Below are 14,880 nucleotides of genomic sequence, written 5' to 3'. Positions count from 1 at the left end.
GATTCAATGAAAATGGGGCAAGGCTTCACAGTGTGTTGAAGTCGATTGCCTGATAGGTATCGGCGCCAATCCCGGCAAAGCTGAGCAATGCCGGCAATTGTGTAACAAATCCCTGAAAACTGTGGTCGCCACCGGCCTGAATGCGCAAGGCACAAGCGCGGTAATACTGCTGGGCAAGGCGATAATCCAGCGTTTCATCCCCGGTCTGCAACCATACCTGATAACGCTGCGGATCCTGCGGCGCCGGCACTTCCAGTTCGGCCAGGGCCGTCACATGGTCGTGGGTCAACTCCCAGGTTTCGTCGGTGTACAGGTTTTTCTGGGTACCCAGGTATCCGTCGAACATCCGGTGCGGACTGACGGCCGGGTTGACCAGCAGGGCTTTCAGGCCATGGCGCTCGGCCAGGTGAGTCGCATAGTAGCCGCCGAGCGAGCTTCCCACCAGCAACGGCCGGCCCAGCTCGGCGATTGCCTGCTCCAGCTGACCGATGGCTTCCCGGGGGTGATGATGCAATGCCGGGACACGCAGTCGATCGCTCAGACCCAGCCGCTCCATCACCTCGACCAGCTGACAGGCCTTCCTGGAAGCCGGTGCGCTGTTGAAACCGTGGATATAGAGGATCGAACCGGACATTTGAGCTCCCTGGATGTCGGCTAAAGAAAGCGGAGTTTACAGGGAGTCGAGGGTCGTTGGGCCAGCACCCGAGCAAATCAGCGCTGCGCCCCGGAATCAGTAACCGTTGGAGCCGTAATCGACCGTGAACCGGAAATCGGTGACACGTTCCACACCCGTTTCGATCCGCCCGTCCGGCAGCAGTCGCAACCAGCGATAGCCCGGCGCCTGTTCGCCGACCTTGAAGTCCTCACTGCCCGGCTCGAACTGAATGCAGGTCGATGGCGAGGCGATCAGCCGCACGCCGTTGCGCTCGCGATCGATCTCCTGATGCACATGTCCCCAGAGCACGGCTCGAGCTTGCGGGAAACGGTCGAGCACCTCGAAAAAGGCTTCCGGATTGCGCAAGCCGATCGGCTCCATCCAGGCGCAATCGATCGACACCGGATGATGGTGGAAACACACCAGATGATGACGCTCCGGCGCTTCGCTCAGGGCGCGGGCCAGCAATTGCAGCTGGTCATCCTGCAAGTACCCCGGCACCGAACCCGGCACCGCCGAATCGAGCAGGGTCACGCGCCAGTTGCCGATGTCCACTATCGGTTCCAGCAGCGCACTCTGCACCGCGGCCATTTGCATGATCTGCGGTTCATCGTGATTGCCGGGGATCCAGCGGGCCGGAGCCTGGATCTGCGCGGTCAACTGGCGAAACTGCTGGTAGGACTCCAGCGTGCCGTCCTGGGACAGATCGCCCGTGGCGATCATCAGATCGATTCGCGGCTGTTGCTCAAGCACCAGCTCGATGACCTTTTGCAGGCTCTCGCGAGTTTTCATGCCCAGCAGTGCACCGTCCGCCTCGGCGAACAGATGACTGTCGGACAGTTGCACCAACAGCGCCGCATCGGCGGTGGTCAGAGTCGATACGCTCGGCAAGGCGTTCTCCCAGGGCGGAATCGCCGGATCGGACAGGTTCGCAATTATGCTGGGGGATGCCCCCGGGAAGAAACCGCCGAACCGGACGCAGTTCACAACTTGCCGCTGTTATCGAAGCGATCGACGCTAGCGAACGGCAGCGTACTCGTGACCGCAGGCCAGGCAATGGCTCAGCCATTCGCCGAGGAACAGATTGAGCTGGGATTTTTCATCCGGCTGGTGCATGGCCGCGTTCGGGTAAGGATAGATGCCACGAAAGCGTCGTGCATGTTCGGCACTGATCACTTCGGCCATGCGCGCGTCGTGGTAGACCTGCACTTCCAGTTGCGGCACCGGCAGCCACGGCAGGCTGTGTTCCTGCCGCACTTGCAGGGTCGTGGTGTAGGGGCAGGTCTGCAACACTTCGATGGCCAGCACGCCCAGCATCTGGTCGCCCTGGGTCACGGCGATGCGCCGCGCTTCGGGATGGCGGCGCATGTCCGGCAACAGTCGCATCAGGCGCGCGTAGTTGGCTTCGCAGGCGGCCTGCAGGCCCGCGAGGTCGACACGATAGCGATCGCGCAGTTTGTTTACGACCATAGCCCCCTCACTTCGGCGCGATTGAGCGCCAGCCACTGCAAGGCGATGATGCTCGCCGCATTGGCAATCTGTCCGTCGCGTACAGCCTGCAAGGCATCTTCGAAAGCCCAGACCGTGACGCGGATATCTTCGGCTTCTTCCTCCAGCCCATGCAGGCCGCCTGCGCCTTCCGTGCTGCAACGCCCCAGGTACAGATGCACGAATTCGTTGCTGCCGCCCGGCGATGGAAAGTATTTGGTCATCGGCCACAGGGCCTTGATGTCCAGCCCAGCTTCCTCCTGCGCTTCGCGGTGAGCAACTTCTTCAGGCTGTTCATCCTTGTCGATCAGACCGGCGACCAGTTCCACCAGCCACGGGTTGTCGGCCTTGCCCATGGCGCCGACACGAAACTGCTCGATCAGCACCACTTCGTCGCGCTGCGGATCGTAGGGCAGCATGCACACGGCATCGTGGCGAACGAACACTTCACGATTGATTTCGCGGCTCATGCCACCGGAGAACAGTTCATGGCGCAAATGCACGCGATCAAGCTTGTAGAAGCCCTCGTAGCATTGCACCCGCTGCACGATATCGACGGCGGTTGGAATGGCATTGGCAAAATCGGTCATGGGCATCCTCGTTTACTGCAGATCCAATACGAGGTTCCTTTTTTGTGACGGGCCACCTCGACTTCGCGCCATCCTAACGCGCCCGCGACGTTTGATGCAGCCCCTTTACCGTCAGCGGGATGGACGGTGGAGGCGAAACCCACTCTAATTAGCTTAGTGGCGAACTGACCGCTTCGTTGAGAGTCGAAGCGGTAACTTTTTGCCTTCCCCTGCTTCAGAAAGGACGCCCATGTCGCTTTTCAAAATCGCCTCCGTGGCGGCCATCGCCCTGACCTTGGGCGCCTGCGCCAGCCTGTTCCAGCCCAACTACCGAACGCCGCTGGAAAGCACCCGCGACGCCTCGGAAACCCTGAAACCCGGTTGTTCCAACCCTGACTGCCCGCTGGTGAATATCGATACCCTGCACTTCCCGGCCGAACCTGCGCTGGACGGCATCATCGAAAAACGCCTGCTGCAATTTACCCGCACCGAGCCGAACGCACCGGTGGCGCCGACTCTGGCGGCTTACCGCGAGCAATTCCTGCGCACCGCCGGACCGCGCAACAGCAGCTATTTGCAGGCGAAAGTACGCGAGCAGCATGACGGTCTGGTGATTATCGAAGTCTCGAGCTACCTCGACACCGGTGGCGCGCACGGCACGCCGGGGCGCGGTTTCATCAACTATTCGCGCCAGCAGCACAAGGTGCTGACCCTCTCGGACATGCTGGTGCCAGGCCAGGAAGACGCCTTCTGGAAGGCTGCTCAGGTGGCGCATAACAGCTGGCTGATCAGCACCAAACTCGATCAGGAACCGGAGTACGTGAAGAACTGGCCGTTCGTCAAAACCCCGCATGTGGCACTGACCTACGGCGGCGTGATCCTCAAGTACGACGTGACCACCATCGCGCCTTATGCGCTGGGCCACGTCGAACTGAAGATCCCTTATCCGCGTCTGAACGGCATCATCAAACCCGAACTGTTTCCCGGCCGTAACTGAAAGCCCGGCCCAGCACCAGTTGCAGCAGCCCTGCCAGGACCAGCGCCGGCAGGGTTGCGCCGACATCCGGATAGAGATTGGCCAGCAAGTGATAGGTGCTGATGCCACCCAGCCAGGCCAACAGCGCCGGCCAGCGCAATGCGGCCGATGCCACCTGAGCGCTGCGCTTGCGCAGGATGAAGTGATCCACCAGCACCACGCCGAACAGCGGCGCGAACACCGAGCCGATCAGCAGCAGGAAATTCTGGTATTGCGCCAACGGCGCGAGCAGCGCGATCAAGGTGCAGATCACACCGATGAGCAGCGCCAGATGCTCGACCTTCAAACGCAACAGAATCCCGCTGGACACCGCCGCCGAGTGAATATCGGCAAAGGCGTTTTCCGACTCATCCAGCAGAATCAGCAACAGTGGAATTCCAAGTCCGGCACCGGCCAGCGCCAACAACAGCGCGTTGACTTCACCGCTCGGCGCGAACGCCAGCGTATAGGCGACGCCCAGGCTCATCAGCCAGAAATTGCCGATGAAGAAACCGATGGCCGTGCCGCCGAATACGTTCTTCGCCCGCTTGCCGAAACGCGAGTAGTCGGCAATCAGGGGCAACCACGACAACGGCATCGCAATGGCGATGTCGAAGCCCACGGCGAACGGCATCGAACCATCCCCGGCCCGTGCCCACAAGGCAGCCAGATCGGCCTTGGCGAACAGGTTCCAGGTCAGCCAGATGCACGCGGCCAGAATCAGCCAGATACCCCATTTGCGCAGAATCTTGCGCACGAATGTCAGCGGACCACTGACGGCGAGCAACGTCGCCAGCGCACCGAAGCACAACGTCCACAGCATCGGGCTGGCCCACAACGAACCTTCGCTGAACGCTCGGGTGCCGAGCAGGCTGGCGGCATCACGCATAACGATGATTTCGAACGAACCCCAACCGATCAGTTGCAGCAGATTGAGCAGCGCCGGCAGGCTCGCCCCCTTGCTGCCCAGGCTGAGCTTCAGCGCCGCCATGGATGACAGGCCGGTGTCACTGCCGATCACGCCGACGGCGGCCAGCAACAGCACGCCGACCAGCGTGCCCAGAAAGATCGCCTGCAACGATCCCGACAGGCCCAGCCCCGGCGCCAGCAGCGCGCCGGTCTGCAACACCATCAGGCCAATGCCGAGGGAAAACCACAGGGAAAACAGATCGCGACCGCCGAAGACACGCCTGTCGGCGGGCACGGCGAGGTCGGGGGAATAAGTACCGGGTTGAATGCTCAAGGGTGGTATCTCAGAGGGACATTTGTTGTTTTTTGATCGCCATCGCGGGCAAGCCCGCTCCACAGTGTTTTACGCTGCTCACAGGATTGGTGTTCAGCGATGATTCTGTGGGAGCGGGCTTGCCCCGGGCGGCGTTCCGACGATGACGGCGGCGCGAGCGCCGCCGGACTCAGGTCAGATCAAACCTTCCTGTACAGCTGACTGCCTTCCTTCTTGAACCGCTCGGCCTGTTCCGCCAGGCCCTGGGCGACGTCCACGTCGACCGCGTCGATCCGTTGGTTGGCCGCGTATTCGCGAACTTCCTGGGTGATCTTCATCGAGCAGAATTTCGGCCCGCACATCGAACAGAAATGCGCGACCTTCGCCGAGTCCTTCGGCAGGGTTTCATCGTGATACGAACGGGCGGTGTCCGGGTCCAGGCCGAGGTTGAACTGGTCCTCCCAACGGAACTCGAACCGCGCCTTGCTCAAGGCATTGTCGCGGATCTGCGCGCCCGGGTGGCCCTTGGCAAGGTCGGCGGCGTGCGCCGCGATCTTGTAGGTGATGATCCCGGTCTTCACGTCATCCTTGTTCGGCAGCCCCAGGTGTTCCTTCGGCGTCACGTAGCAGAGCATCGCGCAACCGAACCAGCCGATCATCGCCGCCCCGATTCCCGAGGTGATGTGGTCGTAGCCCGGTGCGATGTCGGTGGTCAGCGGGCCGAGGGTGTAGAACGGCGCCTCGTCGCAGCACTCCAGCTGCTTGTCCATGTTCTCCTTGATCAGTTGCATCGGCACGTGACCCGGGCCTTCGATCATGCATTGCACGTCGTGCTTCCAGGCGATCTTGGTCAGCTCGCCCAGGGTCTCCAGTTCGCCGAACTGCGCTTCGTCATTGGCGTCGGCAATCGAGCCCGGACGCAGGCCGTCGCCCAGCGAGAAGCTGACGTCGTAGGCCTTCATGATTTCGCAGATTTCCTCGAAGTGGGTGTAGAGGAAGTTTTCCTTGTGATGCGCCAGGCACCACTTGGCCATGATCGAACCGCCACGGGACACAATGCCGGTCACACGCTTGGCGGTCAGCGGCACGTAGCGCAGCAACACGCCGGCGTGGATGGTGAAGTAGTCGACGCCCTGCTCGGCCTGCTCGATCAGCGTGTCGCGAAACAGCTCCCAGGTCAGGTCTTCGGCCACGCCGTTGACCTTTTCCAGCGCTTGATAGATCGGCACGGTGCCGATCGGAACCGGCGAGTTGCGGATGATCCACTCGCGGGTTTCGTGAATGTGTTTGCCGGTGGACAGGTCCATGACGGTGTCCGAACCCCAGCGGATGCCCCAGGTCAGTTTCGCCACCTCTTCTTCGATGGACGACCCCAATGCACTGTTGCCGATGTTGCCGTTGATCTTCACCAGGAAGTTGCGGCCGATGATCATCGGTTCCAGTTCGACGTGGTTGATGTTCGCAGGAATGATCGCGCGGCCACGGGCGATTTCCTCGCGCACGAACTCAGGGGTGATTTCCTTCGGAATGCTTGCGCCGAAGCTGTGGCCGGCGTGCTGCTGGTTCAGCAGGCCGGCAGCGCGGGCTTCTTGCAGCTTCATGTTTTCGCGGATGGCGACGTATTCCATCTCGGCAGTGATGATGCCTTTGCGCGCGTAGTGCATCTGGCTGACGTTGGCCCCGGCCCTGGCCCGGCGCGGGTTGTTGACGTGGGCGAAGCGCAGCTTGGTCAGCTCCGGATCGGCCAGGCGCTCCTGACCGAACTTCGAGCTCAGGCCCGACAGACGCTCGGTATCGCCACGGTCGTCGATCCACGCCGAGCGGACGTCGCCCAGACCTTTGCGGACATCGATCACCACATTCGGATCGGTGTACGGGCCCGAGGTGTCGTAGACGGTGACCGGCGCGTTGATTTCGCCACCGAAGTCGGTCGGAGTCACATCGAGGGTGATTTCGCGCATCGGCACGCGGATGTCCGGGCGAGAGCCCTGAACGTAGACCTTCTGCGAACGGGTGAACGGTTGGACCGACTGCTCGTCGACCTTGGCCGAGTCACTCAGGTTGATCGCGTTTTTAGATTTTGTAGTCATCACGGGCTCTCCAGACAGCATCCAGGCAGTGGATTGTCGGAGCAGAACCTGAAAGGCACGGACGCACCGGGACTGGTGCTGTGCATCGTCGTCGAACGTTTGATTGTCGAACAATTCCCCGGACGAAGCACAAGAGGACTCGCCGGGTGACGAGAAATCTTGTTCCCTACGCAGGCGCTAACCTGATCAGGTTCAACGGGATCCGAAATTATTCGATCTCAGCCTCATAGCAAGGCACCCCGACAAGAACCCGGCCAGTCTAGACACAACCGGCAAAGAACGCCAACACCGCGGCAAACACCATGATGAATGGCGCAATTGCGGGCGCCGACAGGATTGTGAGCGCCTCAATGCACAACTACACTCGCCTTGCCCTGCTGCGCCCTGGCGCCAAGCCTTGACGATGCAGTGCACGCGCCCTACCTTTGGCGCCCGGATTATTTCCATAATATTCATGCTAGGGATCGCCTCATGCTGCGCAAACTCTCACTGGCTGTTGCCGTGTCTTGTGCGTCCAACGCAATGGTCTGGGCAGCGGAAGCGCCGTTGTCGACCCGGACCGATCTGGTCAGCGTCTATCAGGAAGCGGTCGACAACAACGCCGATCTGGCCGCCGCCCGCGCCCAGTACGGTGCCCAGAAAGAAGTCGTGCCACAGGCCCGCGCCGGGCTGCTGCCGAACCTCTCCGGCGGTGCCGAAACCGCCGCCGTGCGCACCTCGATCGACGAGCCATCGGCCATTGCCAACCGCAGCGCACATTCCTATCAGGCGACGCTGGCGCAGCCATTGTTCCGCGCCGATCGCTGGTTCCAGTACCAGGCCGCCAAGGACGTCAACGAGCAGGCCGCGCTGCAACTGTCGGCCACCGAACAGAACCTGATCCTGCAATCGGCCGAAAGCTACTTCAACGTCCTGCGCAGCCAGGACAACCTGGCCTCGACCAAGGCTGAAGAAGCCGCGTTCAAGCGCCAGCTCGACCAGTCCAACGAGCGCTTCGACGTGGGCCTGTCGGACAAGACCGACGTGCTGCAGTCGCAGGCCAGTTACGACACCGCACGGGCCAACCGGATCGTCGCGCAGCGTCAGGTCGAAGATGCGTTCGAAGCGCTGATCACCCTGACCAACCGTCAGTACAACTCGATCCAGGGCATCGTCCACACCCTGCCGATCCTGCCGCCGACGCCGAACGACGCCAAGGCCTGGGTCGACACCGCCGCCAGACAGAACCTCAATCTGCTGGCCAGCAACTATGCGGTGAGCTCCGCCGAGCAGACACTGAAACAACGCAAGGCCGGTCACCTGCCGACCCTCGACGCCGTGGCCAAATACGAAAAAGGCGACAACGACGCCCTCGGTTTCTCCAACCCGAACGCCTTCGGCACGCCTTATCACGGCAACGTCGAGCAGAGCACCGTGGGCCTGCAACTGAACATCCCGATCTACAGCGGTGGGCTGACCAGCTCTCAGGTGCGCCAGTCCTATGCACAACTGGATCAGAGCGAGCAGCAGCGCGAAAGCCTGCGCCGGCAGATCGTTGAAAACACCCGCAACCTGCACCGTGCGGTGAATACCGACGTCGAACAGGTGCAGGCGCGCCGCCAGTCGATCATCTCCAACCAGAGCGCGGTGGAAGCCACGGAAATCGGTTATCAGGTGGGGACGCGCAACATCGTCGACGTGCTCGACGCCCAGCGCCAGCTCTACACCTCGGTGCGCAACTACAACAACACCCGCTACGACTACATTCTCGACAACCTGCGCCTGAAACAGGCGGCGGGGACATTGAACCCCGGTGACTTGCAGGATCTGACCCGCTACTTGAAGGCCGACTACAACCCGGACAAGGATTTCCTGCCGCCGGATCTGGCCAAGGCAGCCGAAGAACAGCTCAAGGCCCGGCCTTAAACAAAAAACGCAGCCCTGAGGCTGCGTTTTTTATGGGCGGTCGATCAAACGTCCCAGACCATCGAGCAAGCGCTGCAACGCGCCCTGATTGCGGCGCATCACGTTCAGCCCGGCCTCGGCCATGCGCTGAGCATCACGCGGCAATTCGAACAGGCGCTGCACTTGCGTCGCCAGACCTTCGGCGTCATCCACCTCGGCCAACGCGCCGGCGTCACGCAGCTGTGCGGCGATGTCGAGGAAGTTGAACAGGTGCGGGCCGCTGATCACCGGTTTCGCCAGAGCCGCCGGCTCCAGCAGGTTGTGGCCGCCATTGGCCACCAGGCTGCCGCCGACAAACGCGCTGTCGGCCAAGGCGTAGAGAAACAACAATTCGCCCATGGTGTCGCCCAACAGCACCGAGGTGGCGCCATCGACGTTTGCACCGGTCGAACGACGCACCGTGGCGAAACCTTCGCGCTGGCACAGTGCGAACACCGAGTTGAAGCGCTCCGGGTGACGCGGCACCAGAATCAGCAGCGCATCGGGATGGTTGGCCAGCAGGCGACGATGGGCATCGAGCACCACTTCATCTTCGCCCTCATGGGTGCTGGCGGCGATCCACACCGGACGCTCCTGCGCCTGCCATTGGCCGCGCAGTTCAGCGGCGCGTTGCTGCAATTGCGGGTCGATGGTCAGGTCGAACTTGATCGAGCCGGTGACCTCGACCGTTTCCGGGCGTGCGCCCAAATCGCGAAAGCGCCGGGCTTCGGCTTCGGTCTGCACGGCGAACAGGCTCATCTCGGCCAGCATCGGTGCGATCAGTTTGCTGAACCGGCCATAGCCTTTGGCCGAACGCTCGGACAAGCGTCCGTTGGCCAGCGCCACCGGGATCCCGCGCTTGGCACACTGATGAATGTGATTGGGCCACAGTTCGGTTTCCATGATCACGGCAAGCCTGGGCTGCACGCGATCGAGAAAACGCGCCGCCGCGCAGGGCAGATCGTACGGCAGGTAGCAATGCCGGATGCGTGGCTCGTTGGCGAACATCGCCTGAATGCGTTCCGAGCCGGTCGGTGTCATGCAGGTCACGGTGATCGGCAGGTGTGGATAACGTTGCAGCAGCGCACGGATCATCGGCGCGGCCGCGATGCTTTCGCCCACCGACACGGCGTGAACCCAGATACCACCGGGTTGCAATGTCGGCATGCCATAGGAGAAGCGTTCGCCAATCCGCTTGGCATACGCCGGCGCCTTGCGCGAACGCAGCCACAGCCGAATCGCCACCAATGGCAGCCCCAGGTAAAACAGCGCGGTGTACAGAGTTCTATTCATGGCGGCGGAGTTTATCGACTTTTGCCGCCGATCGCCCGCAGGTGTATGGCAAATCGCTCCGCCAACCAACGCGCCGCCGGCCCCAGCGGTTCGTCACGGCGCCAGACCAGTTCCACCACCAGCGCCGGCGGCGTCCATTCGCTGTCCAGTTCCACCATCAGCCCCTGATACGCGGAATACTGCACCACATGGCGCGGCAGCCAGGCCCAGCCGAGGTCGCGCACCAGCCATTCAGCCATGACGTAGAAACTGTCGGCGCGCCAGACCTGCGGACTGGCCGGTTCGTTGCCGGGGTAGACGCTGGTCTGGGTCGACATCAGCAGTTGGCGATGTTGGGCCAGTTGCTGGCAAGTGACGTAAGACTGCACGGCCAGCGGATGGTTGACGCCACAGACCGTGACCATTTCCACACTGCCCAACACCCGACGCTCCAGCGCTTCGGGGATTTCATCGTGATAGAACAGCAGCCCGAGATCGGCCCGGCGTTCCACCAGTTTGCGCGACACTTCGCCCTGGGCGGCGCTGGTCAGTTGTACCTCCAGGCTCGGAAACTGTTCGGCCAGTGCACCGAAGCTTTCAACCAGCGCCTGATAAGGCATCGCTTCATCCTGGGCGACCCGCAACTGCGCTTCCTGGCCACGCACCATGGCCATGGCCCGGCCGTTCAGGCGCTCGCATTGACGCAGCACTTCCCGCGCCTCTTCAAGCAGGGCTTCGCCCGCTTCGGTCAGAATCGGCTGACGCCCGCTGCTACGTTCGAACAGGCTGACGCCGAGATCGTCCTCCAGCATCGCAATGGCGCTGCTGATCGCCGATTGCGCCTTGTGTTGCCGGCGCGCCACGGCGGAGAACGACCGCTGTTCGGCCACCGCCACAAACAGGCGCAATTGATCCAGATTCCATTGCATATCCATCAGGCAACCCATCTCCAGAACAGATAGGTAATGACTTTACCCCATCTGGGGACTCACTAGAATGCCGCCTCAGAAAGCAACGCTTCGCACGAGGATTTGAACATGAACGCTTACGTCTATCTGGCCATTGCCATTTGCGCCGAAGTGATCGCCACCGTTTCGATGAAAGCCGTCAAAGGCTTCAGCACACCATTGCCTCTGATGCTGGTCATCGTCGGTTATGCCATCGCCTTCTGGATGCTGACGCTGGTCGTGCGCAGCGTGCCGGTGGGCGTGGCGTATGCGGTGTGGGCCGGCATGGGCATCGTGATGGTCAGTGTGGCGGCGCTGTTCATTTACGGGCAGAAGCTGGATATTCCGGCGATGCTCGGGATGGGCTTGATTGTGCTCGGTGTGGTGGTCATCCAGCTCTTCTCGAAAACCGCTGGCCATTGACCTGTATTACACAGATCCCGGTGGGAGCGAGCCTGCTCGCGAAAGCGTAGTGTCAGATATGTCACCGGCAACTGACACGCCCTCTTCGCGAGCAGGCTCGCTCCCACATCCGGATTTGCATCAGCCTTGTTGATCATCGACAAATCCCCTTTTCCCCGAGTCTGTATACTGCGCCCTCGTCTTGAACACTGAGGTCGTTGCATGCCATCTCCCATTTCCACCGACGTGCTGATTGTCGGCGCTGGTATCGCCGGCCTCTGGCTGAATGCGCGCCTGCGCCGCCAGGGTTTCTCGACCGTGCTGGTGGAAAGCGCCAGCCTTGGCGGCGGACAGAGTGTGAAATCCCAGGGCATCATCCACGGTGGCGCCAAGTACGCATTGCACGGCGCGCTGACCGGCGCCTCGGAAGCCATCGCCGACATGCCGCGCCGCTGGCGCGAAGCCCTGGCCGGCGATGGTGAACTCGACCTTTCCGGCGTGCATCTGCTGTCCGAAGCCCATTACCTGTGGTCGCCGGGTACGCTGGCCGGCAACCTCACCAGTTTCTTCGCCAGCAAAGCCGTGCGCGGACGGGTCGATCAGGTCAAGGGCGACCAGTTGCCGCCGGCCCTGCAGGACAAGCGCTTCAAGGGCAAGGTCTACCGCCTCGCCGAACTGGTGGTCGATGTACCCAGCGTGATTCAGCGCCTGGCCGACCTCGCCGGTGACGGCCTGCTCGCCGGCCAGAACATCGAGCCTTTGCTGGAAAGCGGCGTGCTGGTCGGCCTGAAGGTCGACGGTCGCGAAATCCACGCCCAGCGCATCGTCCTCAGCGCCGGTGCCGGTACCGCAGCGCTGCTGGAAACCCTCGGTCTGACCCAGCCGGCCATGCAGCGCCGGCCGCTGCACATGGTCATCGCCAAGGGCCCGGGCCTGAAACCGCTGTACGCTCATTGCCTCGGTGGCGGCACCAAACCGCGAATCACCGTGACCACGCACCCGGCCGCCGATGGCCAGTGGGTCTGGTACATGGGTGGCGACATTGCCGAGTCCGAAGGCGTGGCCCGTGAGCCGGCCGAACAGATCGCCACTGCACAAAAGGAAATCGCCCAGTTGTTGCCCTGGATCGACCTGAGCAACGTGCAATGGGCGACGCTGCGCGTCGACCGCGCCGAACCGCTGCAAACCGGCCTGACTCGTCCGGACAATGCGTTCCTTGCCGAAGAAGGTCGCCTGCTGGTCGGCTGGCCGACCAAACTGGCCCTGGCCCCGGACTTCGCTGACCGGGTGATCGCCTCTCTGGAGCGCGACGGCATCCAGCCGGGCCATCCGGCGCCGTTGCCGGAATTGCCGAAACCGCCAATGGGCGTTCCTGCATGGGAGCAACTGCTGCCATGAGCCTGCCGACCCTGCACGACCTGCATCGCCCGCTGGGCAGCACCGGCCTGCTGGTTTCACCGCTGGGCCTGGGCACCGTCAAACTCGGCCGCGACCAGGGCGTGAAATACCCCAACGGCTTCCAGATTCCCGATGACGACGCCGCACGCATGCTGCTCAAACAGGCGCGGGAACTGGGCATCAACCTGATCGACACCGCCCCGGCCTACGGCCGCAGCGAAGAGCGCCTCGGCCCGCTGCTGCGTGGCGAACGCAAGGACTGGGTGATCGTCAGCAAGGTCGGCGAAGAATTTACCGATGGCCAGTCGACCCACGACTTCAGCGCCGCCCACACCCGGATGTCGGTCGAGCGCAGCCTGAAGCGCCTGGAAACCGACTTCATCGATCTGGTGCTGGTGCACTCGGATGGCAATGACATGGCCATTCTTGACGACAGCGAAGTCTACGCAACCCTCGCGGCACTGAAGGCCGAGGGCAAGATTCGCGGTTTCGGTTTCTCCGGCAAAACGGTCGAAGGTGGCCTCAAGGCACTGGAGCAAGGCGACTGCGCGATGGTCACCTACAATCTGAACGAACAAAACGAGAAGGCAGTCATTGACTATGCTGCTGACCACGGCAAAGCCATTCTGGTGAAGAAAGCCCTGGCCAGCGGTCACGTATGCCTGAGTCCCGGGGTGGATCCGGTACGCGCCAGCTTCGAGTTGCTGTTCGCCCGGCCCGGCGTGGCCAGTGCCATTGTCGGGACAATCAATCCGCTGCACCTCGCCCACAACGTTGCGACCGTTGCCCGGGTCCTTCGTGGTCACTGACGCCGCCCCGCGGCCTTAAGCAGGAGCCGACATGCCGCGTACGCTCATCAGAAAGAATCCGAGCAACTTCAAGACACTGCCGCTGTTCGTCGAAGCGACACCCGAAGGCCTGACCTACCAGAGCGTGGGCATGCCGCTGAACTTCGCCCAGACCCTGCAACGGCGCAAACCGGTCAGCGTGGCCGACGCCGAGCGCTTTGCGCTGGAACTGGCCAACCTCGGCGTTTCGGTGCGCCTGACCCTGCACTGGCAGAACCGCGATTACTGGGTGCTGGTGCGCCAGCGCCGGCAGGATCGCGGCGACGTGGTGCTCAAACTGATTTCCGGCTACGTGCCGGCCCACGAACTGAATATCCCGCTGCACACGGCGATCCAGGAGATTGCCGAGGAGTGCCTGCTGGAAACACCGGAAGGCTGGCTCGGCGGGCGCTTCAACGACACCTGGCTGCCGGCACCCTATGCCTCGGCGCTGCACTACCGCGAGGCCCTGCCCTTTCGCCTGACGCCGCTGTCCGGTTCGGCGCGGCCGGTGCGCTGCGCCAACCTGCAACTGGTCGAACGGCCACGGGCGTACGTGCACCTGCCGACCGCGTCTCTGCAATTGATCTACGACCTGCGGCTCGATGTGCCGAAGGAAGCCAAGAACCTGAGCCTGTTCCATGTCGACGAACGACTGGAAGGCGATCAATTGGTCGCCCGGCTCGACCGCAAACGCCCCGACCTGTACCTGATGCCGTTGCAGGACGGCGAGCCATTGCCCGAGTTGTATACGCTGAAGAAAGGTCAGCTATCCCCGGCAGGCACTCGCGGCCTGTATCTGGCGGAGAGTTTCGCCCGGCAGGACGGCTGGCTGGTGCGCGATGAGCGGATTCGCTGGAAGGACTGGCTGCGGCAACAGGGTCTGACACCGCCGCCGAAGGACACGGGGCTGGCGCGGTTGCGCGGCAAGGCGAAGCAACTGCTGAAGAAGCTCGTGCCGCGCAAGGCGGGCTGAAAGCCAGGCGGTAGACCTGTGTGGCGAGGGAGCTTGCTCCCGCCGGGTTGCGAAGCAGCCCCAATTCGTTCAATGCGCGCCGTTGGCCAGGCACAT

The 14,880-nt window shown here is 62.5% G+C and carries 14 protein-coding genes and 1 riboswitch; of the genes, 6 read left to right on the top strand and 8 right to left on the bottom strand.

The window, feature by feature from the left end; translation table 11 throughout:
• Positions 1-25: 25 nt before the first annotated feature.
• The 4 genes from NWV16_RS03425 to NWV16_RS03410 all read right to left on the bottom strand — a co-directional run bounded on the left by NWV16_RS03425 (position 26) and on the right by NWV16_RS03410 (position 2,733).
• A complete protein-coding gene (locus tag NWV16_RS03425) occupies positions 26-634 on the bottom strand; it encodes a YqiA/YcfP family alpha/beta fold hydrolase (RefSeq protein WP_065258748.1) in 609 nt (202 codons plus the stop codon).
• Positions 635-730: 96 nt separating this feature from the next.
• Positions 731-1,546, bottom strand: a complete 816-nt coding sequence (cpdA, locus tag NWV16_RS03420) for a 3',5'-cyclic-AMP phosphodiesterase (protein ID WP_260521977.1) — start codon at positions 1,544-1,546, stop codon at positions 731-733.
• A 126-nt stretch (positions 1,547-1,672) separates the two neighbouring features.
• Positions 1,673-2,125, bottom strand: coding sequence for a DUF1249 domain-containing protein (locus tag NWV16_RS03415; RefSeq protein ID WP_065258746.1), 453 nt, complete (start codon positions 2,123-2,125; stop codon positions 1,673-1,675).
• Positions 2,116-2,733 carry an NUDIX domain-containing protein gene (locus NWV16_RS03410; protein WP_260521976.1) on the bottom strand — a complete coding sequence of 206 codons (618 nt, stop codon included), beginning with the start codon at positions 2,731-2,733 and terminating at the stop codon, positions 2,116-2,118. Before NWV16_RS03410 ends, NWV16_RS03415 begins: the two co-directional genes overlap by 10 nt.
• Positions 2,734-2,962: 229 nt before the next feature.
• On the opposite strand from NWV16_RS03410, the gene NWV16_RS03405 reads away from it, so the two are divergent.
• The gene (locus NWV16_RS03405) at positions 2,963-3,709 is read left to right on the top strand and encodes an RsiV family protein (RefSeq protein ID WP_260521975.1); all 747 of its coding nucleotides are present in this window, start codon (positions 2,963-2,965) and stop codon (positions 3,707-3,709) included.
• Here the strand turns inward: NWV16_RS03405 and cytX are convergent.
• The gene (cytX, locus tag NWV16_RS03400; RefSeq protein ID WP_260521974.1) at positions 3,678-4,970 is read right to left on the bottom strand and encodes a putative hydroxymethylpyrimidine transporter CytX; all 1,293 of its coding nucleotides are present in this window, start codon (positions 4,968-4,970) and stop codon (positions 3,678-3,680) included. The genes NWV16_RS03405 and cytX overlap by 32 nt on opposite strands.
• Positions 4,971-5,149: 179 nt before the next feature.
• The gene (thiC, locus tag NWV16_RS03395) at positions 5,150-7,039 is read right to left on the bottom strand and encodes a phosphomethylpyrimidine synthase ThiC (RefSeq protein WP_260521973.1); all 1,890 of its coding nucleotides are present in this window, start codon (positions 7,037-7,039) and stop codon (positions 5,150-5,152) included.
• A 146-nt stretch (positions 7,040-7,185) separates the two neighbouring features.
• Positions 7,186-7,291: riboswitch (TPP riboswitch) on the bottom strand.
• Positions 7,292-7,510: 219 nt separating this feature from the next.
• Here thiC and NWV16_RS03390 point away from each other — a divergent pair.
• On the top strand, positions 7,511-8,944 hold the full coding sequence (locus NWV16_RS03390) for a TolC family outer membrane protein (protein ID WP_260521972.1): 1,434 nt from the start codon (positions 7,511-7,513) through the stop codon (positions 8,942-8,944).
• Positions 8,945-8,974: 30 nt separating this feature from the next.
• Here the strand turns inward: NWV16_RS03390 and waaA are convergent, their stop codons facing one another.
• Together waaA and NWV16_RS03380 are read right to left on the bottom strand one after the other, a co-directional pair.
• Positions 8,975-10,255, bottom strand: a complete 1,281-nt coding sequence (gene waaA / locus NWV16_RS03385; RefSeq protein ID WP_260521971.1) for a lipid IV(A) 3-deoxy-D-manno-octulosonic acid transferase — start codon at positions 10,253-10,255, stop codon at positions 8,975-8,977.
• A gap of 11 nt (positions 10,256-10,266) precedes the next feature.
• Entirely contained in the window at positions 10,267-11,169 is a 903-nt protein-coding gene (locus NWV16_RS03380) for a LysR family transcriptional regulator (protein ID WP_260521970.1), read from the bottom strand.
• A gap of 102 nt (positions 11,170-11,271) precedes the next feature.
• Here NWV16_RS03380 and NWV16_RS03375 point away from each other — a divergent pair, with 102 nt between their 5' ends.
• The 4 genes from NWV16_RS03375 (at position 11,272) to NWV16_RS03360 (ending at position 14,784) form a co-directional block, all read left to right on the top strand.
• Positions 11,272-11,604: a DMT family transporter gene (locus tag NWV16_RS03375; RefSeq protein ID WP_260521969.1), complete on the top strand. Its 333-nt coding sequence runs from the start codon at positions 11,272-11,274 to the stop codon at positions 11,602-11,604.
• Between the two features lie 201 nt (positions 11,605-11,805).
• On the top strand, positions 11,806-12,981 hold the full coding sequence (locus NWV16_RS03370; RefSeq protein WP_260521968.1) for an NAD(P)/FAD-dependent oxidoreductase: 1,176 nt from the start codon (positions 11,806-11,808) through the stop codon (positions 12,979-12,981).
• Positions 12,978-13,790 (top strand): aldo/keto reductase, encoded by an 813-nt coding sequence (locus tag NWV16_RS03365; protein WP_260521967.1) that lies wholly within the window; start codon positions 12,978-12,980, stop codon positions 13,788-13,790. The genes NWV16_RS03370 and NWV16_RS03365 overlap by 4 nt, the downstream gene beginning before the upstream one ends.
• Before the next feature lie 31 nt (positions 13,791-13,821).
• Entirely contained in the window at positions 13,822-14,784 is a 963-nt protein-coding gene (locus NWV16_RS03360; protein ID WP_260521966.1) for a metal ABC transporter ATPase, read from the top strand.
• The last annotated feature ends 96 nt before the right edge of the window (positions 14,785-14,880 follow it).

The sequence above is a fragment of the Pseudomonas sp. BW7P1 genome (genome assembly GCF_024981055.1).
Classification (GTDB): Bacteria; Pseudomonadota; Gammaproteobacteria; order Pseudomonadales; family Pseudomonadaceae; genus Aquipseudomonas; species Aquipseudomonas bananamidigenes.
Note: the sequence above shows the minus strand (reverse complement) of the source record. Positions and strands in the feature narration are given on the sequence as shown.

What these genes read in the sequence shown, in the direction of transcription:
- NWV16_RS03390 (WP_260521972.1), top strand. Translation starts at nt 7,511, where the DNA reads ATGCTGCGCAAACTCTCACTGGCTGTTGCCGTGTCTTGTGCGTCCAAC.
- waaA (WP_260521971.1), bottom strand. Translation starts at nt 10,255, where the DNA reads ATGAATAGAACTCTGTACACCGCGCTGTTTTACCTGGGGCTGCCATTG.
- NWV16_RS03365 (WP_260521967.1), top strand. Translation starts at nt 12,978, where the DNA reads ATGAGCCTGCCGACCCTGCACGACCTGCATCGCCCGCTGGGCAGCACC.
- NWV16_RS03380 (WP_260521970.1), bottom strand. Translation starts at nt 11,169, where the DNA reads ATGGATATGCAATGGAATCTGGATCAATTGCGCCTGTTTGTGGCGGTG.
- NWV16_RS03415 (WP_065258746.1), bottom strand. Translation starts at nt 2,125, where the DNA reads ATGGTCGTAAACAAACTGCGCGATCGCTATCGTGTCGACCTCGCGGGC.
- NWV16_RS03360 (WP_260521966.1), top strand. Translation starts at nt 13,822, where the DNA reads ATGCCGCGTACGCTCATCAGAAAGAATCCGAGCAACTTCAAGACACTG.
- NWV16_RS03405 (WP_260521975.1), top strand. Translation starts at nt 2,963, where the DNA reads ATGTCGCTTTTCAAAATCGCCTCCGTGGCGGCCATCGCCCTGACCTTG.
- NWV16_RS03410 (WP_260521976.1), bottom strand. Translation starts at nt 2,733, where the DNA reads ATGACCGATTTTGCCAATGCCATTCCAACCGCCGTCGATATCGTGCAG.
- NWV16_RS03370 (WP_260521968.1), top strand. Translation starts at nt 11,806, where the DNA reads ATGCCATCTCCCATTTCCACCGACGTGCTGATTGTCGGCGCTGGTATC.
- NWV16_RS03375 (WP_260521969.1), top strand. Translation starts at nt 11,272, where the DNA reads ATGAACGCTTACGTCTATCTGGCCATTGCCATTTGCGCCGAAGTGATC.
- NWV16_RS03425 (WP_065258748.1), bottom strand. Translation starts at nt 634, where the DNA reads ATGTCCGGTTCGATCCTCTATATCCACGGTTTCAACAGCGCACCGGCT.
- thiC (WP_260521973.1), bottom strand. Translation starts at nt 7,039, where the DNA reads ATGACTACAAAATCTAAAAACGCGATCAACCTGAGTGACTCGGCCAAG.